14 protein-coding genes are annotated in these 13793 nt (G+C 54.5%); 11 read left to right on the top strand and 3 right to left on the bottom strand.

Going from position 1 to position 13793, the window contains the following annotated elements; translation table 11 throughout:
* Position 1 precedes the first annotated feature (1 nt).
* From DZC51_RS00475 to nikC, 6 genes are all read left to right on the top strand, one after another.
* The gene (locus tag DZC51_RS00475) at positions 2-655 is read left to right on the top strand and encodes a class D sortase (RefSeq protein ID WP_157293399.1); all 654 of its coding nucleotides are present in this window, start codon (positions 2-4) and stop codon (positions 653-655) included.
* Between the two features lie 204 nt (positions 656-859).
* A complete protein-coding gene (locus DZC51_RS00470; RefSeq protein ID WP_157293398.1) occupies positions 860-1876 on the top strand; it encodes an ABC transporter ATP-binding protein in 1017 nt (338 codons plus the stop codon).
* A complete protein-coding gene (locus tag DZC51_RS00465; protein WP_157293397.1) occupies positions 1851-2870 on the top strand; it encodes an ABC transporter ATP-binding protein in 1020 nt (339 codons plus the stop codon). The genes DZC51_RS00470 and DZC51_RS00465 overlap by 26 nt, the downstream gene beginning before the upstream one ends.
* Before the next feature lie 44 nt (positions 2871-2914).
* Entirely contained in the window at positions 2915-4483 is a 1569-nt protein-coding gene (locus DZC51_RS00460) for an ABC transporter substrate-binding protein (protein WP_157293579.1), read from the top strand.
* 75 nt (positions 4484-4558) lie between these two features.
* Positions 4559-5563, top strand: coding sequence for an ABC transporter permease (locus DZC51_RS00455; RefSeq protein ID WP_157293396.1), 1005 nt, complete (start codon positions 4559-4561; stop codon positions 5561-5563).
* A 17-nt stretch (positions 5564-5580) separates the two neighbouring features.
* The gene (nikC, locus tag DZC51_RS00450) at positions 5581-6474 is read left to right on the top strand and encodes a nickel transporter permease (protein WP_157293395.1); all 894 of its coding nucleotides are present in this window, start codon (positions 5581-5583) and stop codon (positions 6472-6474) included.
* 415 nt (positions 6475-6889) lie between these two features.
* Here the strand turns inward: nikC and DZC51_RS00445 are convergent, their stop codons facing one another.
* Positions 6890-7978 (bottom strand): FUSC family protein, encoded by a 1089-nt coding sequence (locus DZC51_RS00445; RefSeq protein WP_157293394.1) that lies wholly within the window; start codon positions 7976-7978, stop codon positions 6890-6892.
* A gap of 89 nt (positions 7979-8067) precedes the next feature.
* Positions 8068-9363 (bottom strand): glutamate-1-semialdehyde 2,1-aminomutase, encoded by a 1296-nt coding sequence (locus DZC51_RS00440; protein ID WP_157293393.1) that lies wholly within the window; start codon positions 9361-9363, stop codon positions 8068-8070.
* 126 nt (positions 9364-9489) lie between these two features.
* On the opposite strand from DZC51_RS00440, the gene bcp reads away from it, so the two are divergent.
* The 4 genes from bcp to perR all read left to right on the top strand — a co-directional run bounded on the left by bcp (position 9490) and on the right by perR (position 12034).
* The gene (gene bcp / locus DZC51_RS00435) at positions 9490-9969 is read left to right on the top strand and encodes a thioredoxin-dependent thiol peroxidase (protein ID WP_157293392.1); all 480 of its coding nucleotides are present in this window, start codon (positions 9490-9492) and stop codon (positions 9967-9969) included.
* 13 nt (positions 9970-9982) lie between these two features.
* The gene (locus tag DZC51_RS00430; RefSeq protein WP_157293391.1) at positions 9983-10930 is read left to right on the top strand and encodes a D-2-hydroxyacid dehydrogenase; all 948 of its coding nucleotides are present in this window, start codon (positions 9983-9985) and stop codon (positions 10928-10930) included.
* A 2-nt stretch (positions 10931-10932) separates the two neighbouring features.
* On the top strand, positions 10933-11484 hold the full coding sequence (locus DZC51_RS00425; RefSeq protein WP_157293390.1) for a cob(I)yrinic acid a,c-diamide adenosyltransferase: 552 nt from the start codon (positions 10933-10935) through the stop codon (positions 11482-11484).
* Positions 11485-11584: 100 nt separating this feature from the next.
* A complete protein-coding gene (perR, locus tag DZC51_RS00420) occupies positions 11585-12034 on the top strand; it encodes a peroxide-responsive transcriptional repressor PerR (RefSeq protein WP_198304021.1) in 450 nt (149 codons plus the stop codon).
* A gap of 85 nt (positions 12035-12119) precedes the next feature.
* Here the strand turns inward: perR and DZC51_RS00415 are convergent, their stop codons facing one another.
* A complete protein-coding gene (locus tag DZC51_RS00415; protein ID WP_157293388.1) occupies positions 12120-12482 on the bottom strand; it encodes a YgzB family protein in 363 nt (120 codons plus the stop codon).
* A 186-nt stretch (positions 12483-12668) separates the two neighbouring features.
* On the opposite strand from DZC51_RS00415, the gene DZC51_RS00410 reads away from it, so the two are divergent.
* Positions 12669-13547 carry a nucleotidyltransferase-like protein gene (locus tag DZC51_RS00410; RefSeq protein WP_157293387.1) on the top strand — a complete coding sequence of 293 codons (879 nt, stop codon included), beginning with the start codon at positions 12669-12671 and terminating at the stop codon, positions 13545-13547.
* Positions 13548-13793 lie beyond the last annotated feature (246 nt).

Below are 13793 nucleotides of genomic sequence, written 5' to 3'. Positions count from 1 at the left end.
GATGAAAAGGTCAAACAAAAGAAGAAGCAGGCGCATCAGGCGTTTGGTTCTTCTTTCCTTATCAGTTGTGCTGATTGGTTTTGGGCTGTGGTTCGGCAGTTCAAATGCCTATACGTTTTTAAAAGGCTATCTGCTTTTTAAGACTGGCGAAGTAGCAGCTGAAGACTACAAGATACAAGACTTCGAAGAGATCCATACAGGGGATCAAACAATAGAACAGGAACCGGCAACCCTATATCCTGAACGTCCAAATCAAGGGGAGAATATAGGGGATCTGATTATCCCGAAATTAGAGGCAAAGCTTCCGATCTACCATGGTACTGCGGAAGAAGAACTGGAAAAGGGAGTCGGACATTTCGCAGGCAGCGTTTTGCCTGGTGAAAATGATAACTCAGTTTTGTCCGGGCATCGTGATACAGTATTTCGCAAGCTGGGCGAGGTAGGAATAGGGGATTTGCTTGTCGTTCAAACATCTGCAGGGGAATTTACTTATAAAGTAAAAAATGTCCGTATTGTTGACAAGGATGACCGGACAGTGATTGTCCCAAAACCCAAGGCTGTATTAACTGTTACCACATGTTATCCATTTGATTTTATCGGAGCATCTCCGGAACGCTATGTTCTAGTAGCAGATTTAATTTCATCAAAGCAATGATTCTATATCCCGATTCTCCTAGGAGAATCGGGATTTTTGTCATTTCGGGACTATTTCACCATGTAAGAGGTATGACTTCCAAAGAAAGCCTTGAATCTCTGGTAAGGATTTGTATAATAAGATAACGCAGAATCATCGGAAAAATGGAAGCGCATGCAAATCTGGTAATGCAAAAACCTGCAGAGAGACAAAGGGGGAGACGGCATGGACAGCCGACAGAAAGTGCTCGAGGTGAGCGGGCTGCGTACGTCATTCTTTACCGACGGGGGCGTCGTGCCGGCAGTAGATGGAGTGGATTTTGACCTTTACCGGGGCGAGGTGCTGGGGATTGTCGGGGAATCCGGTTGCGGCAAGAGTGTCACATCGCTCTCTGTCATGGGGCTTGTCCCCAATCCGCCGGGCAAAGTGACCGGCGGGGAGATCGTATATGGGGGTACGGATCTTCTGAAACTCAATGAGCGTAAAATGCGCAAAGTCCGGGGAAATGAGATTGCGATGATTTTCCAGGAGCCGATGACTTCACTGAACCCGCTGTTCACAATCGGTGATCAGATGATCGAACCGCTCCGCATCCACCGGAAAATCAGCAAGAAGGCAGCCCGCGGCAAGGCGGTCGACATGCTCCGGCTCGTCGGCCTACCGCGTGCCGAGGAAATCATGGACGAATACCCGCACCAGCTTTCGGGAGGAATGCGCCAGCGTGTCATGATCGCGATGGCGCTCATCTGCGAGCCGAAAGTGCTGATTGCCGATGAGCCGACCACTGCTCTGGATGTGACGATCCAGGCGCAGATTCTCAAGCTGGTGAAGGACCTGAACGAGCGGCTGGACACCGCGGTTCTTCTCATCACGCATGACCTGGGGGTCGTTGCGGAAACTTGCAGCAGGGTCATTGTCATGTATGCCGGCAAGGTGGTTGAGGAAGGCCCGGTCGGGGAGATTTTCCGGAATCCCCAGCATCCGTACACGGAAGGCCTGTTGAAATCAGTGCCCGACATGCGGTTCAAGCAGGAACGGCTCGACCCGATCCCGGGAAATGTCCCGCGGCCTGGATCGATCCAAACCGGATGCCGCTTCGCCGCACGGTGCCCATATGCATTCGGACGGTGCACCGGGGAAGATCCCGAACTCTATGAAACAGGGGACGGTCATCGTGCCCGCTGCTTCCTGAGAGAAAGAAAGGAGGCGGCCGCATATGAAGGAGCCCTTGCTGAAGGTTGAGGGTCTGAAAAAGCACTTCCCCGTCAGAAAGGGGGCGCTCGGCCGGGTGAAGGGGCACGTGAAGGCGGTCGACGGAGTCAGCTTTGACGTGATGCCGGGTGAGACGCTCGGCATAGTCGGCGAGTCGGGATGCGGGAAGTCGACGACCGGGCGTCTTTTGATGAGGCTTCTGGAGCCAACCGAAGGGAAGGTCACTTTCGACGGCAGGGAGCTTACGGCGCTCGGCGGAGATGAGATGAGGAAGATGCGCAGGGACATCCAGATGGTGTTCCAGGACCCTTATGCATCACTCAATCCCCGGCATACAATCGGGAAAATCCTTGAGGAGCCGCTTCTTGTTCACGGAGTGAAGGACCCGAAAGTGCGTAAGCGGAAGGTTCGGGAGTTTCTCGAGATTGTCGGGCTGAGCGGCTACCATGCCTCCAGATATCCGCACCAGTTCAGCGGAGGGCAGCGCCAGCGGATCGGTATCGCAAGAGCACTTATGACGAACCCGAAGCTGATCATCGCGGATGAGCCGGTTTCGGCGCTCGACGTTTCGATCCAGTCCCAGGTTCTGAACCTGATGCAGGATCTCCAGCGGGAGTTCGGGCTCACATACATCTTCATCTCCCATGACCTGAGCGTTGTACGGCACATCAGCGACCGTGTCGCGGTCATGTACCTCGGACGGATCGTTGAGATTGCGGAAAGCGACCGGCTTTACGGGATGCCGCTCCATCCGTATACGCAGGCACTGCTTTCGGCGGTGCCTGTGCCGGACCCGGGATTTGTCAGAGAGCAGATCGTCCTCGAAGGCGACATCCCGAGCCCGGCCGATCCGCCTCCGGGCTGCCCGTTCCATTCGCGCTGCCCGTTCAGGATGGAAATCTGCAAGTCAAAGGTTCCGGCTCTGACGGAACAGGAAACCGGTCATTCTGTCGCGTGCCACCTCTATACGGAGGAAGCGCGCGGCGATGATAATAAAACACTAGTGACGGAGGGGTCATTGTGAAAAAGGGGAAATTATGGACGCTTGCCGTCCTGCTGATCGTCTCCATGGTCCTCGCGGCCTGCAGTGCAGACAGCGGGAACGAAGGAGAGGCAGAAGGCGATAATGCAGGCGAGAGCAGTGGGGGAAGCAAGACACTCGTCTTCGGACGCGGCGGTGACTCCGTTTCGCTTGATCCGTCCCGCGTGACGGACGGAGAGTCGATGAAAGTCGCGGCCAATATCTTTGAAACACTGATCAACTTCGGCGAACAGGACACGACGCTTCAGCCGGGACTCGCCAAAGAGTGGGAGGCATCGGAGGATGGCCTGACCTATACACTCCAGCTTGAGGAAGGCGTCAAGTTCCACGACGGTACCGATTTCAACGCCGAAGCGGTCGTCAAGAACTTCGAGCGCTGGGCAAACGGGGATGCAGATACCTTCCCTTACTACCAGTCGATGTTCGGCGGCTTCAAGGATGATGAGGGCCATGTCATCGAGTCGGTGACGGCTGATGGCGATCATACAGTCGTCTTCACACTGAAACGCCCACAGGCACCGTTCCTGAAAAACCTCGCGATGACAATGTTCGGCATCGGCAGCCCGGAAGCTTTTGAAGCGGATTCCGAAGGCTTCGGCGAAAATCCGGTCGGCACCGGGCCGTTCAAGTTTGTCGAGTGGAAGCGCAACGATTCAATTACAATCGAGAAAAATGAAGAGTACTGGAAGGAAGGCCTTCCGAAGCTGGACCGCGTCGTCTTCCGTTCCATTCCGGACAACGGTGCCCGCCTCAATGCACTCATCACGGGTGACATCGACCTCGCTGACGGCATCAACCCGTCCGACCAGGGAACGATCGACGGTGATGATAATCTGCAGCTGTTCGAACGCCCGTCGCTCAACATCGGTTACCTTGGCATGACCGTGACGCGTGAACCGTTCGGCGATAAGCTTGTACGCCAGGCGTTCAACCACGCAATTGACAAGCAGGCGATCATCGATGCGTTCTTCGAGGGGGCGGCAGAGCCGGCGAAGAACCCGATTCCGCCGTCGATCCCTGCATTTAACGACAGCATCGAAGGCTATGAGTATGATCCTGAGAAAGCAAAGGAACTTCTTGCCGAGGCAGGCTACCCGGACGGCTTCGAGATGGAGCTGTGGGCGATGCCGGTTCCTCGTCCGTACATGCCGGATGGCGCGAAAGTGGCGGAAGTCATCCAGAAGAACCTGGCCGACATCGGCGTGACGGCAGAAATCGTCTCCTATGAGTGGGCCACTTACCTTGAAAAGGCGAGCAAAGGGGAAGCGGATGCATTCCTTCTCGGCTGGACAGGCGATAACGGGGATGCGGACAACTTCATCTACGCACTCCTTGACCAGGACAATATCGGAAGCAACAACTATACGTACTATGAAAACGATGAGCTTCACAACATCCTGATTGAAGCGCAATCCGAAGTGGATGAAGACAAGCGGAACGAACTTTATGCAAAAGCCCAGGAGATCATCCATGATGACGCGCCTTGGGTGCCGCTCGCTCACTCCACACCGCTCCTTGCAGGCTCGGCGGACATCACCGGCTTCAAGGCGCATCCGACGGGTTCGGACATCTTGAGCAACGTCGACTTCAACTGATAAAAGGAGGGGAAGGGCGTGACCGCCTCTTCCCCTTTCCCATTCATGGAATCTGAACTCAGGGAGTGGTAACCAATGCTCCAATACATCGGAAAACGGCTTTTGCAGCTGATCCCGGTGCTGCTCGGGATGACTTTCATCGTCTTCATGATCATCCGGGCGATCCCGGGCAACCCGGCGCAGGTCATCCTCGGCCAGCAGGCATCTCCGGAGGCGGTCGCCTCACTCGAAGCCAAACTCGGCCTTGACCAGCCGTGGTATACGCAGTACTTTGACTTTCTTGCCGGCATCCTGACCGGTGATCTCGGCGAATCGCTCAGGACACGCGCGCCGGTCGCACAGGAAATCTGGCCGTATCTGGCGGCGACGATCGAGCTTGCCGTGTTCGCCATGATCATCGCGATCGTAATCGGCGTCAATGCCGGCATCATCTCCGCCTGGTTCCAGAACTCGTGGTTCGACTACGCGGCGATGGTGGTTGCCCTGATCGGGGTGTCGATGCCGATCTTCTGGCTCGGACTCATGGAACAGTGGATCTTCGGCATCGAGCTGGACATGCTGCCTACGACGGGCCGGGAGGAAGTACGGAATCCCGTGACCGCGATCACCGGACTGTATGTGATCGATACGATCATCCAGGGGCGGTTCGACCAGCTTGGTGAGGTGCTCAGGCACCTGGTCCTGCCGGGAATCGCGCTTGCGACCATCCCGATGGCGATCATTGCCAGGATGACGCGCTCGAGCATGCTTGAAGTCATGCGTTCAGACTTTGTCCGCACGGCGCGCTCGAAGGGACAGCGGATGTCGCTCGTCGTGTACAAGCATGCGCTCAAGAACGCAATCATCCCGGTGCTGACGGTGATCGGCCTGCAGATGGGGATCCTGCTCGGCGGTGCCATACTGACCGAGACCATCTTCGGATGGCCGGGTATCGGGCGCTATATCTATGACGCCATCGGCTTCCGGGACTATCCGGTCATCCAGTCCGGAATCCTCGTCGTCGCGTTCTTCTTTGTCATGATCAACCTGCTCGTCGACATCCTTTACAGCGTCGTCGATCCGCGCATCAAGTATGACTGAGGAAAGGGGGATGCGCCATGTCTGAAGCAATTACACAGCCGGTTCCGGAATCGCCGCAGGAAGAGAAAGCGGCCGGCCCCTGGAGAGAGGCCTGGACCGGGTTCAAGAAAAGCAAGGCCGCCCTCTTCGGTGCGGCAATTGTCCTGATGTTTGTTTTGCTTGCCTTTGCCGGTCCGTTGATCGCGCCAGAAGGAATCAATGAGCAGGATATGTCCAAACGACTGATGGCGCCGAGCGCTGAGCATTGGTTCGGTACCGATGACTTCGGACGGGATATTCTGTCGCGCGTCGTCCACGGTGCGAGAATTTCTCTATGGGTCGGATTCTTCTCGGTGATCGGGTCAGTGATCGTCGGGAGCCTGCTCGGAATCATTGCGGGCTATTACGGACGATGGGTCGATACAATCATTTCCCGTCTGTTCGATATCATGCTTGCGTTCCCGTCTATCTTGCTTGCCATCGCAATCGTGTCCGTTCTCGGTCCATCACTCCAGAACGCGCTCATCGCGATCGCCGTCATTAACGTCCCGAACTTCGGGCGGCTCATCCGATCCAGGGTGCTAAGCATCAAGCAGGATGAATACATCACCGCGGCTAAGGGGATTGGCATGAAGGATTCCAGAATCCTGTTCTCTCATATCCTGCCGAATTCGATGGCCCCGGTCATCGTCCAGGGTACGCTCGCGGTCGCCACGGCGATCCTCGAGGCGGCTGCGCTCGGATTCCTCGGTCTCGGTGCCCAGGCGCCGGATCCGGAGTGGGGCAAGATGCTGTCGGATGCCCGCAACTATCTCCGGGACGCCCCGTGGACAATGATTTTCCCGGGACTCGCCATCATGCTCACCGTCCTCGGGTTCAACCTGATGGGCGACGGCCTGCGCGACGCGCTTGACCCGAAAATGAAAAGCTAAATTAATGCTGCGCCCGCTGTTGTTGATCAGCGGGCGAATTTGTCTTGCTGTGAACCGGAGTTTACCCTGCCGGTTTTTACTGAAGGGGGCGAATGACGAGATTGGGACTGTGGATGATGAAACCTACCGGGCGAATGATGTAACCGGGCCTCCTGCTGTGGAAAACAGTAATCACTTGAGCGGACAGATGGGAGGACCGTGCCAGCTTGGCTTTCAAAAATCGTAGTACGGGCAAGAAAATCGTACTATCGCAGCCGGATTCGTAGTTAAATTTGCAGTTTCGGATTATCGCGACTGAAATCGGAGTATGACGTTTAAACTCGTAGTATGGGTCAGGAAATCGTAGTATGGGGCGAATTCAAACGCTTAAAGACTGAAAAAACCCGGGGCATCGGATGCCCCGGGTTTCTTGCCATTAGATGATGTCTTCCTGCAGTTTTTCGTCCATTTCGTCTCCGTGTCGCTTTACGTACCGGACAATCATCCGGTCGAGGTCCTCCAGTTGCTCCTCGTATTGAAGAAGCGAGGAAAGCAGGTGCAGAAGGTGATAGGCGGAGAAGTCCTGTTCCTCTTCCTGCTTGGCGATGTTGATTTCCTTGACGAAGATGTCCATCACTTCATGCCGGTCCATTCTTCCTTCCAGTCCGGAACGGCTCATCCGGTCGTCCTTTAGCTTGCCTGCAAACTTCAGGAGAATCTGCTCGTGATAGGTGAGCAGTTCATCAAGAAGTTCCTGGATCATCATCCGGAAATGCGGCGGCATATCGATCAGTTCATTCTCATAGAGGTGAAGCTGTTTCAGGATATCGAAACCGTCCCGGGATGCAGCGAGCATCTGCCGATAGATGACAAGCTTACGCGCTTTCTGGAAGGTGAATGCCTTCGTGAAGCCCCGTTCCTCTTTGAAAAGGGAATAATACGTGTCGATCTTGTCATACCGGTCACTAATTTTGCCCATGGCCTTTTTCGTTGCAGAGTGCTCAGATGCCTGGCGTCCGGTCAGCCGCGTCCAGCGGATGATCTCATCCTGCACATCATAAAGTGACTGGAACAGGCGCGGCTCGTATTTCGGCGGCAGGAATAGCATGTTGACGAGAAATGCCGAGAAGATCCCGGTCAGCATTGTCGCAAACCGGAGAACGGCATACAAGATGAAATGTTCGTCCGGCAGCTCCATGATCCCGATCATCATGACGAGTGCGAGGGTGACCGCATCGCTCAGCTTCAGTTTCAGCATAATTGCGATGATCGTGATGGCGGCAAAACCGACGCCGATCAGGTGGTCACCGAAGATGAGGGCGAAGATGATCGCAATAAAAGCCCCGATGACATTTCCCTGTACCTGTTGGATGATAGTCCGAAAAGAGCGGTAGATCGACGGCTGGATTGCGAAGATGGCCGCGATCCCCGCGAAGAGCGGTGTCGGCAGCCCGAACGTCTGTGCAAGGAACAGGGCAAGGACGATCGCGACACCGGTTTTTAAGATGCGTGCACCGAGTTTCATTCAGTGATTGTCCTTTCCGCGCTGTTTACTTTGTTTCCATACTTTACCCCAACGTCGGAAGGGAAATCAATCGTTTCCGATAGTCCCGGTTATCCGCGGGCCATTTCAGCGAAGGATTCGTCCGCCGCCTTGATCGTTTCGCGGATATCCTCTTCCGTATGGGCGGTTGTGAGAAACCATGCTTCGTACTTGGAAGGGGCGAGGTTGATGCCGCGCTCCAGCATGAGGCGGAAGAATTTCGCAAACTGTTCGCCGTCACTGTCTTCGGCCTGCTTATAGTTTTTAACGGTTTCCTCCGTAAAGAACACCGTCAGGGCACCCTTCAGACGGTTGATCGTGATGGTGATGCCGTGCTTTCGGGCAGCTTCGAGCAAGCCCTCTTCGAGGATTGCGCCGAGGCGATCGAGTTCCTCGTAGACTCCCGGTTCCTTCAGCACTTCAAGGCAGGCGATGCCCGACAGCATCGATGCAGGGTTTCCTGCCATCGTGCCTGCCTGGTAGGCCGGTCCCAGCGGTGCAACATGGTCCATGATCTCCTTGCGGCCGCCGTAAGCGCCGATTGGCAGTCCGCCGCCGATGATCTTGCCCATCGCGGTAAGATCCGGGGTCAGGCCAAGAAGGTCCTGTGCGCCGCCATAGTGGAAGCGGAACGCCGTGATGACTTCATCGTAGATGGTGAGTGCACCATGTTTTTTGGCCAGCTCGTGTACCAGCTCGAGAAATCCTTCTTCCGGTTCGACGATGCCGAAGTTGCCGACGATCGGTTCGATGAGGATGCAGGCCAGTTCGTCTCCCCATTGTTCCATCGCTTTGCGGTAGGATTCCGTGTCGTTGAACGGGATGGTGATCATCTCTTCCGCGATGGATTTGGGAACTCCTGCTGAATCCGGTGTGCCGAGAGTCGCAGGGCCGGAGCCTGCGGCAACGAGGACAAGATCCGAGTGTCCGTGGTAGCAGCCGGCGAACTTCAGCACCTTCGTGCGGCCGGTGTAGGCGCGGGCGACACGGATCGTGGACATCACGGATTCCGTGCCGGAATTTGTAAAGCGCACCTTGTCGAGTGAGTGGATCGCTTCCTTCAGCATCTCTGCGAATTTCACTTCGTGGCGGGTCGGTGTGCCGTAAAGTACACCGGTCTGCGCAGCGTGCGTGATCGCTTCCGTAATATGCGGATGCGCATGGCCGGTGATGATCGGGCCGTACGCGGCAAGATAGTCGATGTATTTATTGCCGTCGACATCCCAGAAGTACGCGCCTTCCGCACGTTCCATTACGGTAGGGGCGCCTCCGCCGACCGCCTTATAGGCGCGTGACGGGCTGTTGACCCCGCCTACGATATGCTTCAGCGCTTCGCCGTATACCTGTTCAGACTGTTTCCGTTCCAATGGAACCCCTCCAATCATAATCTCCGATTCTCATTGTAGACAAAGAGAGCCGCGAACACCAAAAAAATTGTCATGCTCCGTGCGCTCCGGTACGATGAAGAAAACGAATTCATGGAGGGATTGGGAATGGCAGAAGCACTGGAAGGCCTGACAGCACCGGATTTTTCACTAAAAGACAACGAGGGGAACATGGTCTCGCTGTCCGACTATAAGGGGAAGCAGTATGTCATCCTTTACTTTTATCCAAAGGACAACACACCGGGATGCACGACGCAAGCGTGCGACTTCCGGGACAGCCACGGAGAATTCGAAAAGCTGAACGCGGTTATCCTCGGCGTGAGCCCGGACAGCGAAGCCAGCCACGCGAAATTCATCGACAAGCACGGCTTGCCGTTCAGGCTGCTGGTTGATGAGGACCACAAGGTGGCGGAACAATACGGCGTCTGGACGCTGAAAAAGAACTTCGGGAAGGAATACATGGGAATCGAGCGCTCGACTTTCCTGATCGACCCGACCGGCACGGTCGTCAAGGAATGGCGGAAAGTGCGCGTGAAGGGGCATGTCGAAGAGGCACTGGAGACACTGGGGCAACTGACAGACAAATAAGGGGGAGCCGGCTGTGGATGTATTGTTTTTATTCAGGATCAGGGAACATCATGAAGAAATGCTGGAGAAAGAGTTTCCGGGAGTCCATTTCCTGTTCGACCGGAAGACGGACGACCCTGCAATTGAGACGAGTGAAATCATTGTCACCTATGGTGTGGACATCGATGAAAATGTCCTGGATCGCGCGAAGAATCTGAAATGGATCATGGTGGCGTCGGCAGGAGTGGAACAGATGCCACTTGGCCGGATCGCGGAGATGGATATTCCCGTAACCAATGTGCGGGGAATCCATAAGACGCCGATGGCCGAAACGATGCTGGCGCATATTCTGGCATATAAGAAGAAGTTAAGGGATGTGTATGACCAACAGGAGCGGAGTGAGTGGAAGCAGAAGATCCGCGGCACGGAACTGCTCGACTCAAAGGCGCTGATTTTGGGGCCGGGCGCAATCGGGGGAGAAGTCGGGAGGCTTCTGCAGGCTTTCGGTGTCCGGACTTTTGGCTGCAACCGCTCCGGCAGGCCCGCGGAATATATGGATGAGATGGTTTCTTTCGACGGTCTGCTTGAAGCGCTTCCCGAGATGGATACCGTCATCTCGGTCCTGCCGAGCACCCCGGAAACCAAAGGTCTTCTCGGCAGGGATCATTTCGCCGCGATGAAAGACACGGCACTGTTCCTCAATTTCGGGAGAGGCGATCTCTACGAGGAAAAGGTGCTGATCGAAGCCCTGGAGAACGGCCGTCCTGCCGCTGCTGTTCTGGATGTGTTCGAAACGGAGCCGCTTCCTGCGGACAATCCCCTCTGGAAGATGGAAAATGTGACCGTTTCCCCGCACATCTCATCACATTCGGGCAAGTATATCGATCGGTCCCTGGAAATCTTCATGCCGAACCTTCGGGCCTACCTGGAAGGAAAGGCGGATCAAATGGAAAACCGGGTCGATCCGGAAAGGGGATATTAAATATGAAGATATATACGCGGACAGGCGACAAGGGACAGACTTCCCTCATCTATGGAAAGCGGGTATCGAAGACGGACCCTCTCGTTGATGCATACGGGACATGTGATGAAGCCAACAGTGCAATCGGACTCGGACTTTCGCACCTTCATCAGGAGTTCTTTGATGGGAAGGATGAGCTTCTGGCCACTTTCCACCAGATCCAGACAGTGCTTTTCCATGTAGGCGCGGAGCTTGCGACACCTGAGGGGAAAGAGGTCAAGTGGAAACTGGAAAAAACTGAAATCGAGAAGCTCGAGCAATGGATCGATCGGTACGACGCAGAACTGACACCGCTCAAAAACTTTATCCTGCCTGGCGGACACCCGGCGGCAGCGGGGCTGCACTATGCAAGGACAGTCGTCCGCAAGGCGGAGCGGGGCGCCCTTCGGGTCGGTGATCATGTAAATCCGGATGTTCTCGCTTACCTGAACCGCCTTTCGGACTTCCTGTTCGTTGCAGCGCGCTATGTCAATATGAAGCTGGGGCGCTCGGAGGATGTGCTTCACGCGGAATAAAGCGGCAAGGGGGTTTCATTGACAGGAATGCCTTCTTTCCTATAAACTATTTATAACAATTATTACAAAGGAATCTCTATGGAAAGAGGTGGGCATGTCCATGTCTGAAACTGTGCTGCAGAATGCGCTGGATACGTTGAAGACGAGCGGCGTGAGAATTACGCCCCAACGGCATGCGATTCTTGAATTTCTCGTAACTTCCATGTCCCATCCGACTGCCGATGAAATTTATCGCGCGCTGGAGGATAAGTTCCCGAATATGAGTGTCGCAACCGTCTATAACAACCTTCGCGTATTTCGCGAGGCGGGCTTGGTAAAGGAACTTCCTTATGGAGATTCCTCGAGTCGATTTGATTTTGTGACTCATCACCATTACCACATCATCTGCAATGACTGCGGAAAAATCGTCGATTTCCACTATCCGGGATTGGACGAAGTCGAGCATCTGGCCTCCCACATTACGGGATTCCAAGTCGATACCCACAGGATGGAAGTCTACGGCAAATGCCCGGACTGCGCAGAAAACAAATCCAATTCAGTGGTCCAGTAAAGGACCGGACTCACGCGGGCCTTGCCCCGTGTGTTTTTTTATTTCCAATAAAAAAACCGCCCTTTCAACGGGGCGGCTGTACGGATCATTCTCCGGATTGTGCAGGTTTTTTGCGGTTATAGGATTCGTCGAATTCTTTCCCTTCCAGTTCAGGGTCGAGCGTGAGGGGTTCGCGGCAGTGGCCGCACATATCGACACGGCCGAGCATTTTTGTCTCTCTGCCGCAGTTCGGACAGACGACCTGGACGGCCTTGGTAGACAGCATCCCGATCCAGAAGTAGACGACGGTGCTTGCGATGATGCAGAGTAGCCCAAGAATCATGAAGATGACCATGACAAGCGGATATTGCTTAAAGAAGATTCCGAAGTACATTACAACAAATCCGATAAAGATCAATGCCAGGGCAAAGGACCGGATCCGGTTGATTTTATTCTTATATGGTTTCATGTATCGATTTCCTCCTCATTTCCCGTCTACTATACCACAATTCTCCGGCGCCGTTTCCTGTCAGGCATCCACAAGATTGACGATTTTAAGAAGGGAAGGGGAATTTGACTTTCCTTTTTTCTGAGGCGGGAAGGAATCGGCCGATGCTTGTCGAATTTGCAACAGGAGATAAAAGGAGGAATCCCCATGGAGCATCTATTGCGGCCGATTTATCAGGAACGTGCGGGCGACCCGAACACGCTTGGTGTCATTCTGGTCGAGAAGCGGGGAAAGCTTGACCCCGTGACCGATACGTTCGATGCCATTCTTCTCATCCTGGTACAGGATGCGGAGCGGCCGGTATTCACGAAACATTATACGGACGGCCAGGAAAAGGCGGCCATGCATGTTGTCGCGGAGCGGCAGCTTAAGAAATGGCTCCTCCTCGGCACAAACCGCAAAATCGTGGACTGGCTCTTTTTCGGGCGCATCCTCTTCGATCGGAACGAATACATCGAAAATCTGAAGACGGAACTCAAGGATTTTCCGTTTTACGGACGGCAGATCAAGACCGGACTCGAATTCGCACGCCTGATCCGCAACTATATGGAAGGGCGCATGTTCTATGAACAACAGAACTTTCTGGACGCCTATAATCATGTCGTCCGCTCACTACACGGGCTCGCCCGTCTGGCAGTGCTTGAAAGCGGGCTGCTTCCCGAAGTGACGGTCTGGTCACAGGTTAAAAAGATCGACCCTGCCATCTATAAGCTATATGAAGAACTTGTGCTGAGTGACGAGACGCTTGAAAAGCGACTGGAGCTTCTGTTCCTGGCGGGCGAGTTTTTCATCAATTCCAAGGTGACGGACGGAGCACGCCACATTCTCTCCGCAATGTCCGAGAAAGAGGACTGGACAATCCAGGAGCTTCACGAACACGATGAACTCCGGAACTATTCCGTGGACCTGGAAGTGTTTGTTGAATATCTGATTGAAAGAGGCCTTATAGAAGTTGTACGAAAGAAGGCCAAGGACGGCAGGATCGAGCACAGGAACTACCGGGTGGCTCCCATCACAGAACAGTGATTGGGGAGCATCCGGAGTTTTTTTGAAAAACCGCTTGACGGAAAGACAGGAACTGAGTACGATAGTAAACGTCGCTTGAGAGCGGCGGCCGGCGAAAACGCGGCGTCAAAACTTCTTTAAAAAGAGTGTTGACACTGAAGTTGACCGGTGCTATCATAGAGAAGTCGCTTTCGGAGCGGCAAACATGAACCTTGAAAACTGAACAGCAAAACGCTGATGAAATGTGTTCCCGGAACCCGACCCGTC

It is taken from the genome of Bhargavaea sp. CC-171006 (assembly GCF_009761675.1).
In the GTDB taxonomy this organism is placed as follows: domain Bacteria; phylum Bacillota; class Bacilli; order Bacillales_A; family Planococcaceae; genus Bhargavaea; species Bhargavaea changchunensis.
Note: the sequence above shows the minus strand (reverse complement) of the source record. Positions and strands in the feature narration are given on the sequence as shown.

Coding starts and splice junctions, on each gene's coding strand:
- DZC51_RS00470 (WP_157293398.1), top strand. CDS start 860: ATGGACAGCCGACAGAAAGTGCTCGAGGTGAGCGGGCTGCGTACGTCA.
- bcp (WP_157293392.1), top strand. CDS start 9,490: ATGGCAGAAGCACTGGAAGGCCTGACAGCACCGGATTTTTCACTAAAA.
- perR (WP_198304021.1), top strand. CDS start 11,585: ATGTCTGAAACTGTGCTGCAGAATGCGCTGGATACGTTGAAGACGAGC.
- DZC51_RS00445 (WP_157293394.1), bottom strand. CDS start 7,978: ATGAAACTCGGTGCACGCATCTTAAAAACCGGTGTCGCGATCGTCCTT.
- DZC51_RS00465 (WP_157293397.1), top strand. CDS start 1,851: ATGAAGGAGCCCTTGCTGAAGGTTGAGGGTCTGAAAAAGCACTTCCCC.
- DZC51_RS00475 (WP_157293399.1), top strand. CDS start 2: ATGAAAAGGTCAAACAAAAGAAGAAGCAGGCGCATCAGGCGTTTGGTT.
- DZC51_RS00410 (WP_157293387.1), top strand. CDS start 12,669: ATGGAGCATCTATTGCGGCCGATTTATCAGGAACGTGCGGGCGACCCG.
- nikC (WP_157293395.1), top strand. CDS start 5,581: ATGTCTGAAGCAATTACACAGCCGGTTCCGGAATCGCCGCAGGAAGAG.
- DZC51_RS00425 (WP_157293390.1), top strand. CDS start 10,933: ATGAAGATATATACGCGGACAGGCGACAAGGGACAGACTTCCCTCATC.
- DZC51_RS00455 (WP_157293396.1), top strand. CDS start 4,559: ATGCTCCAATACATCGGAAAACGGCTTTTGCAGCTGATCCCGGTGCTG.
- DZC51_RS00415 (WP_157293388.1), bottom strand. CDS start 12,482: ATGAAACCATATAAGAATAAAATCAACCGGATCCGGTCCTTTGCCCTG.
- DZC51_RS00460 (WP_157293579.1), top strand. CDS start 2,915: ATGGTCCTCGCGGCCTGCAGTGCAGACAGCGGGAACGAAGGAGAGGCA.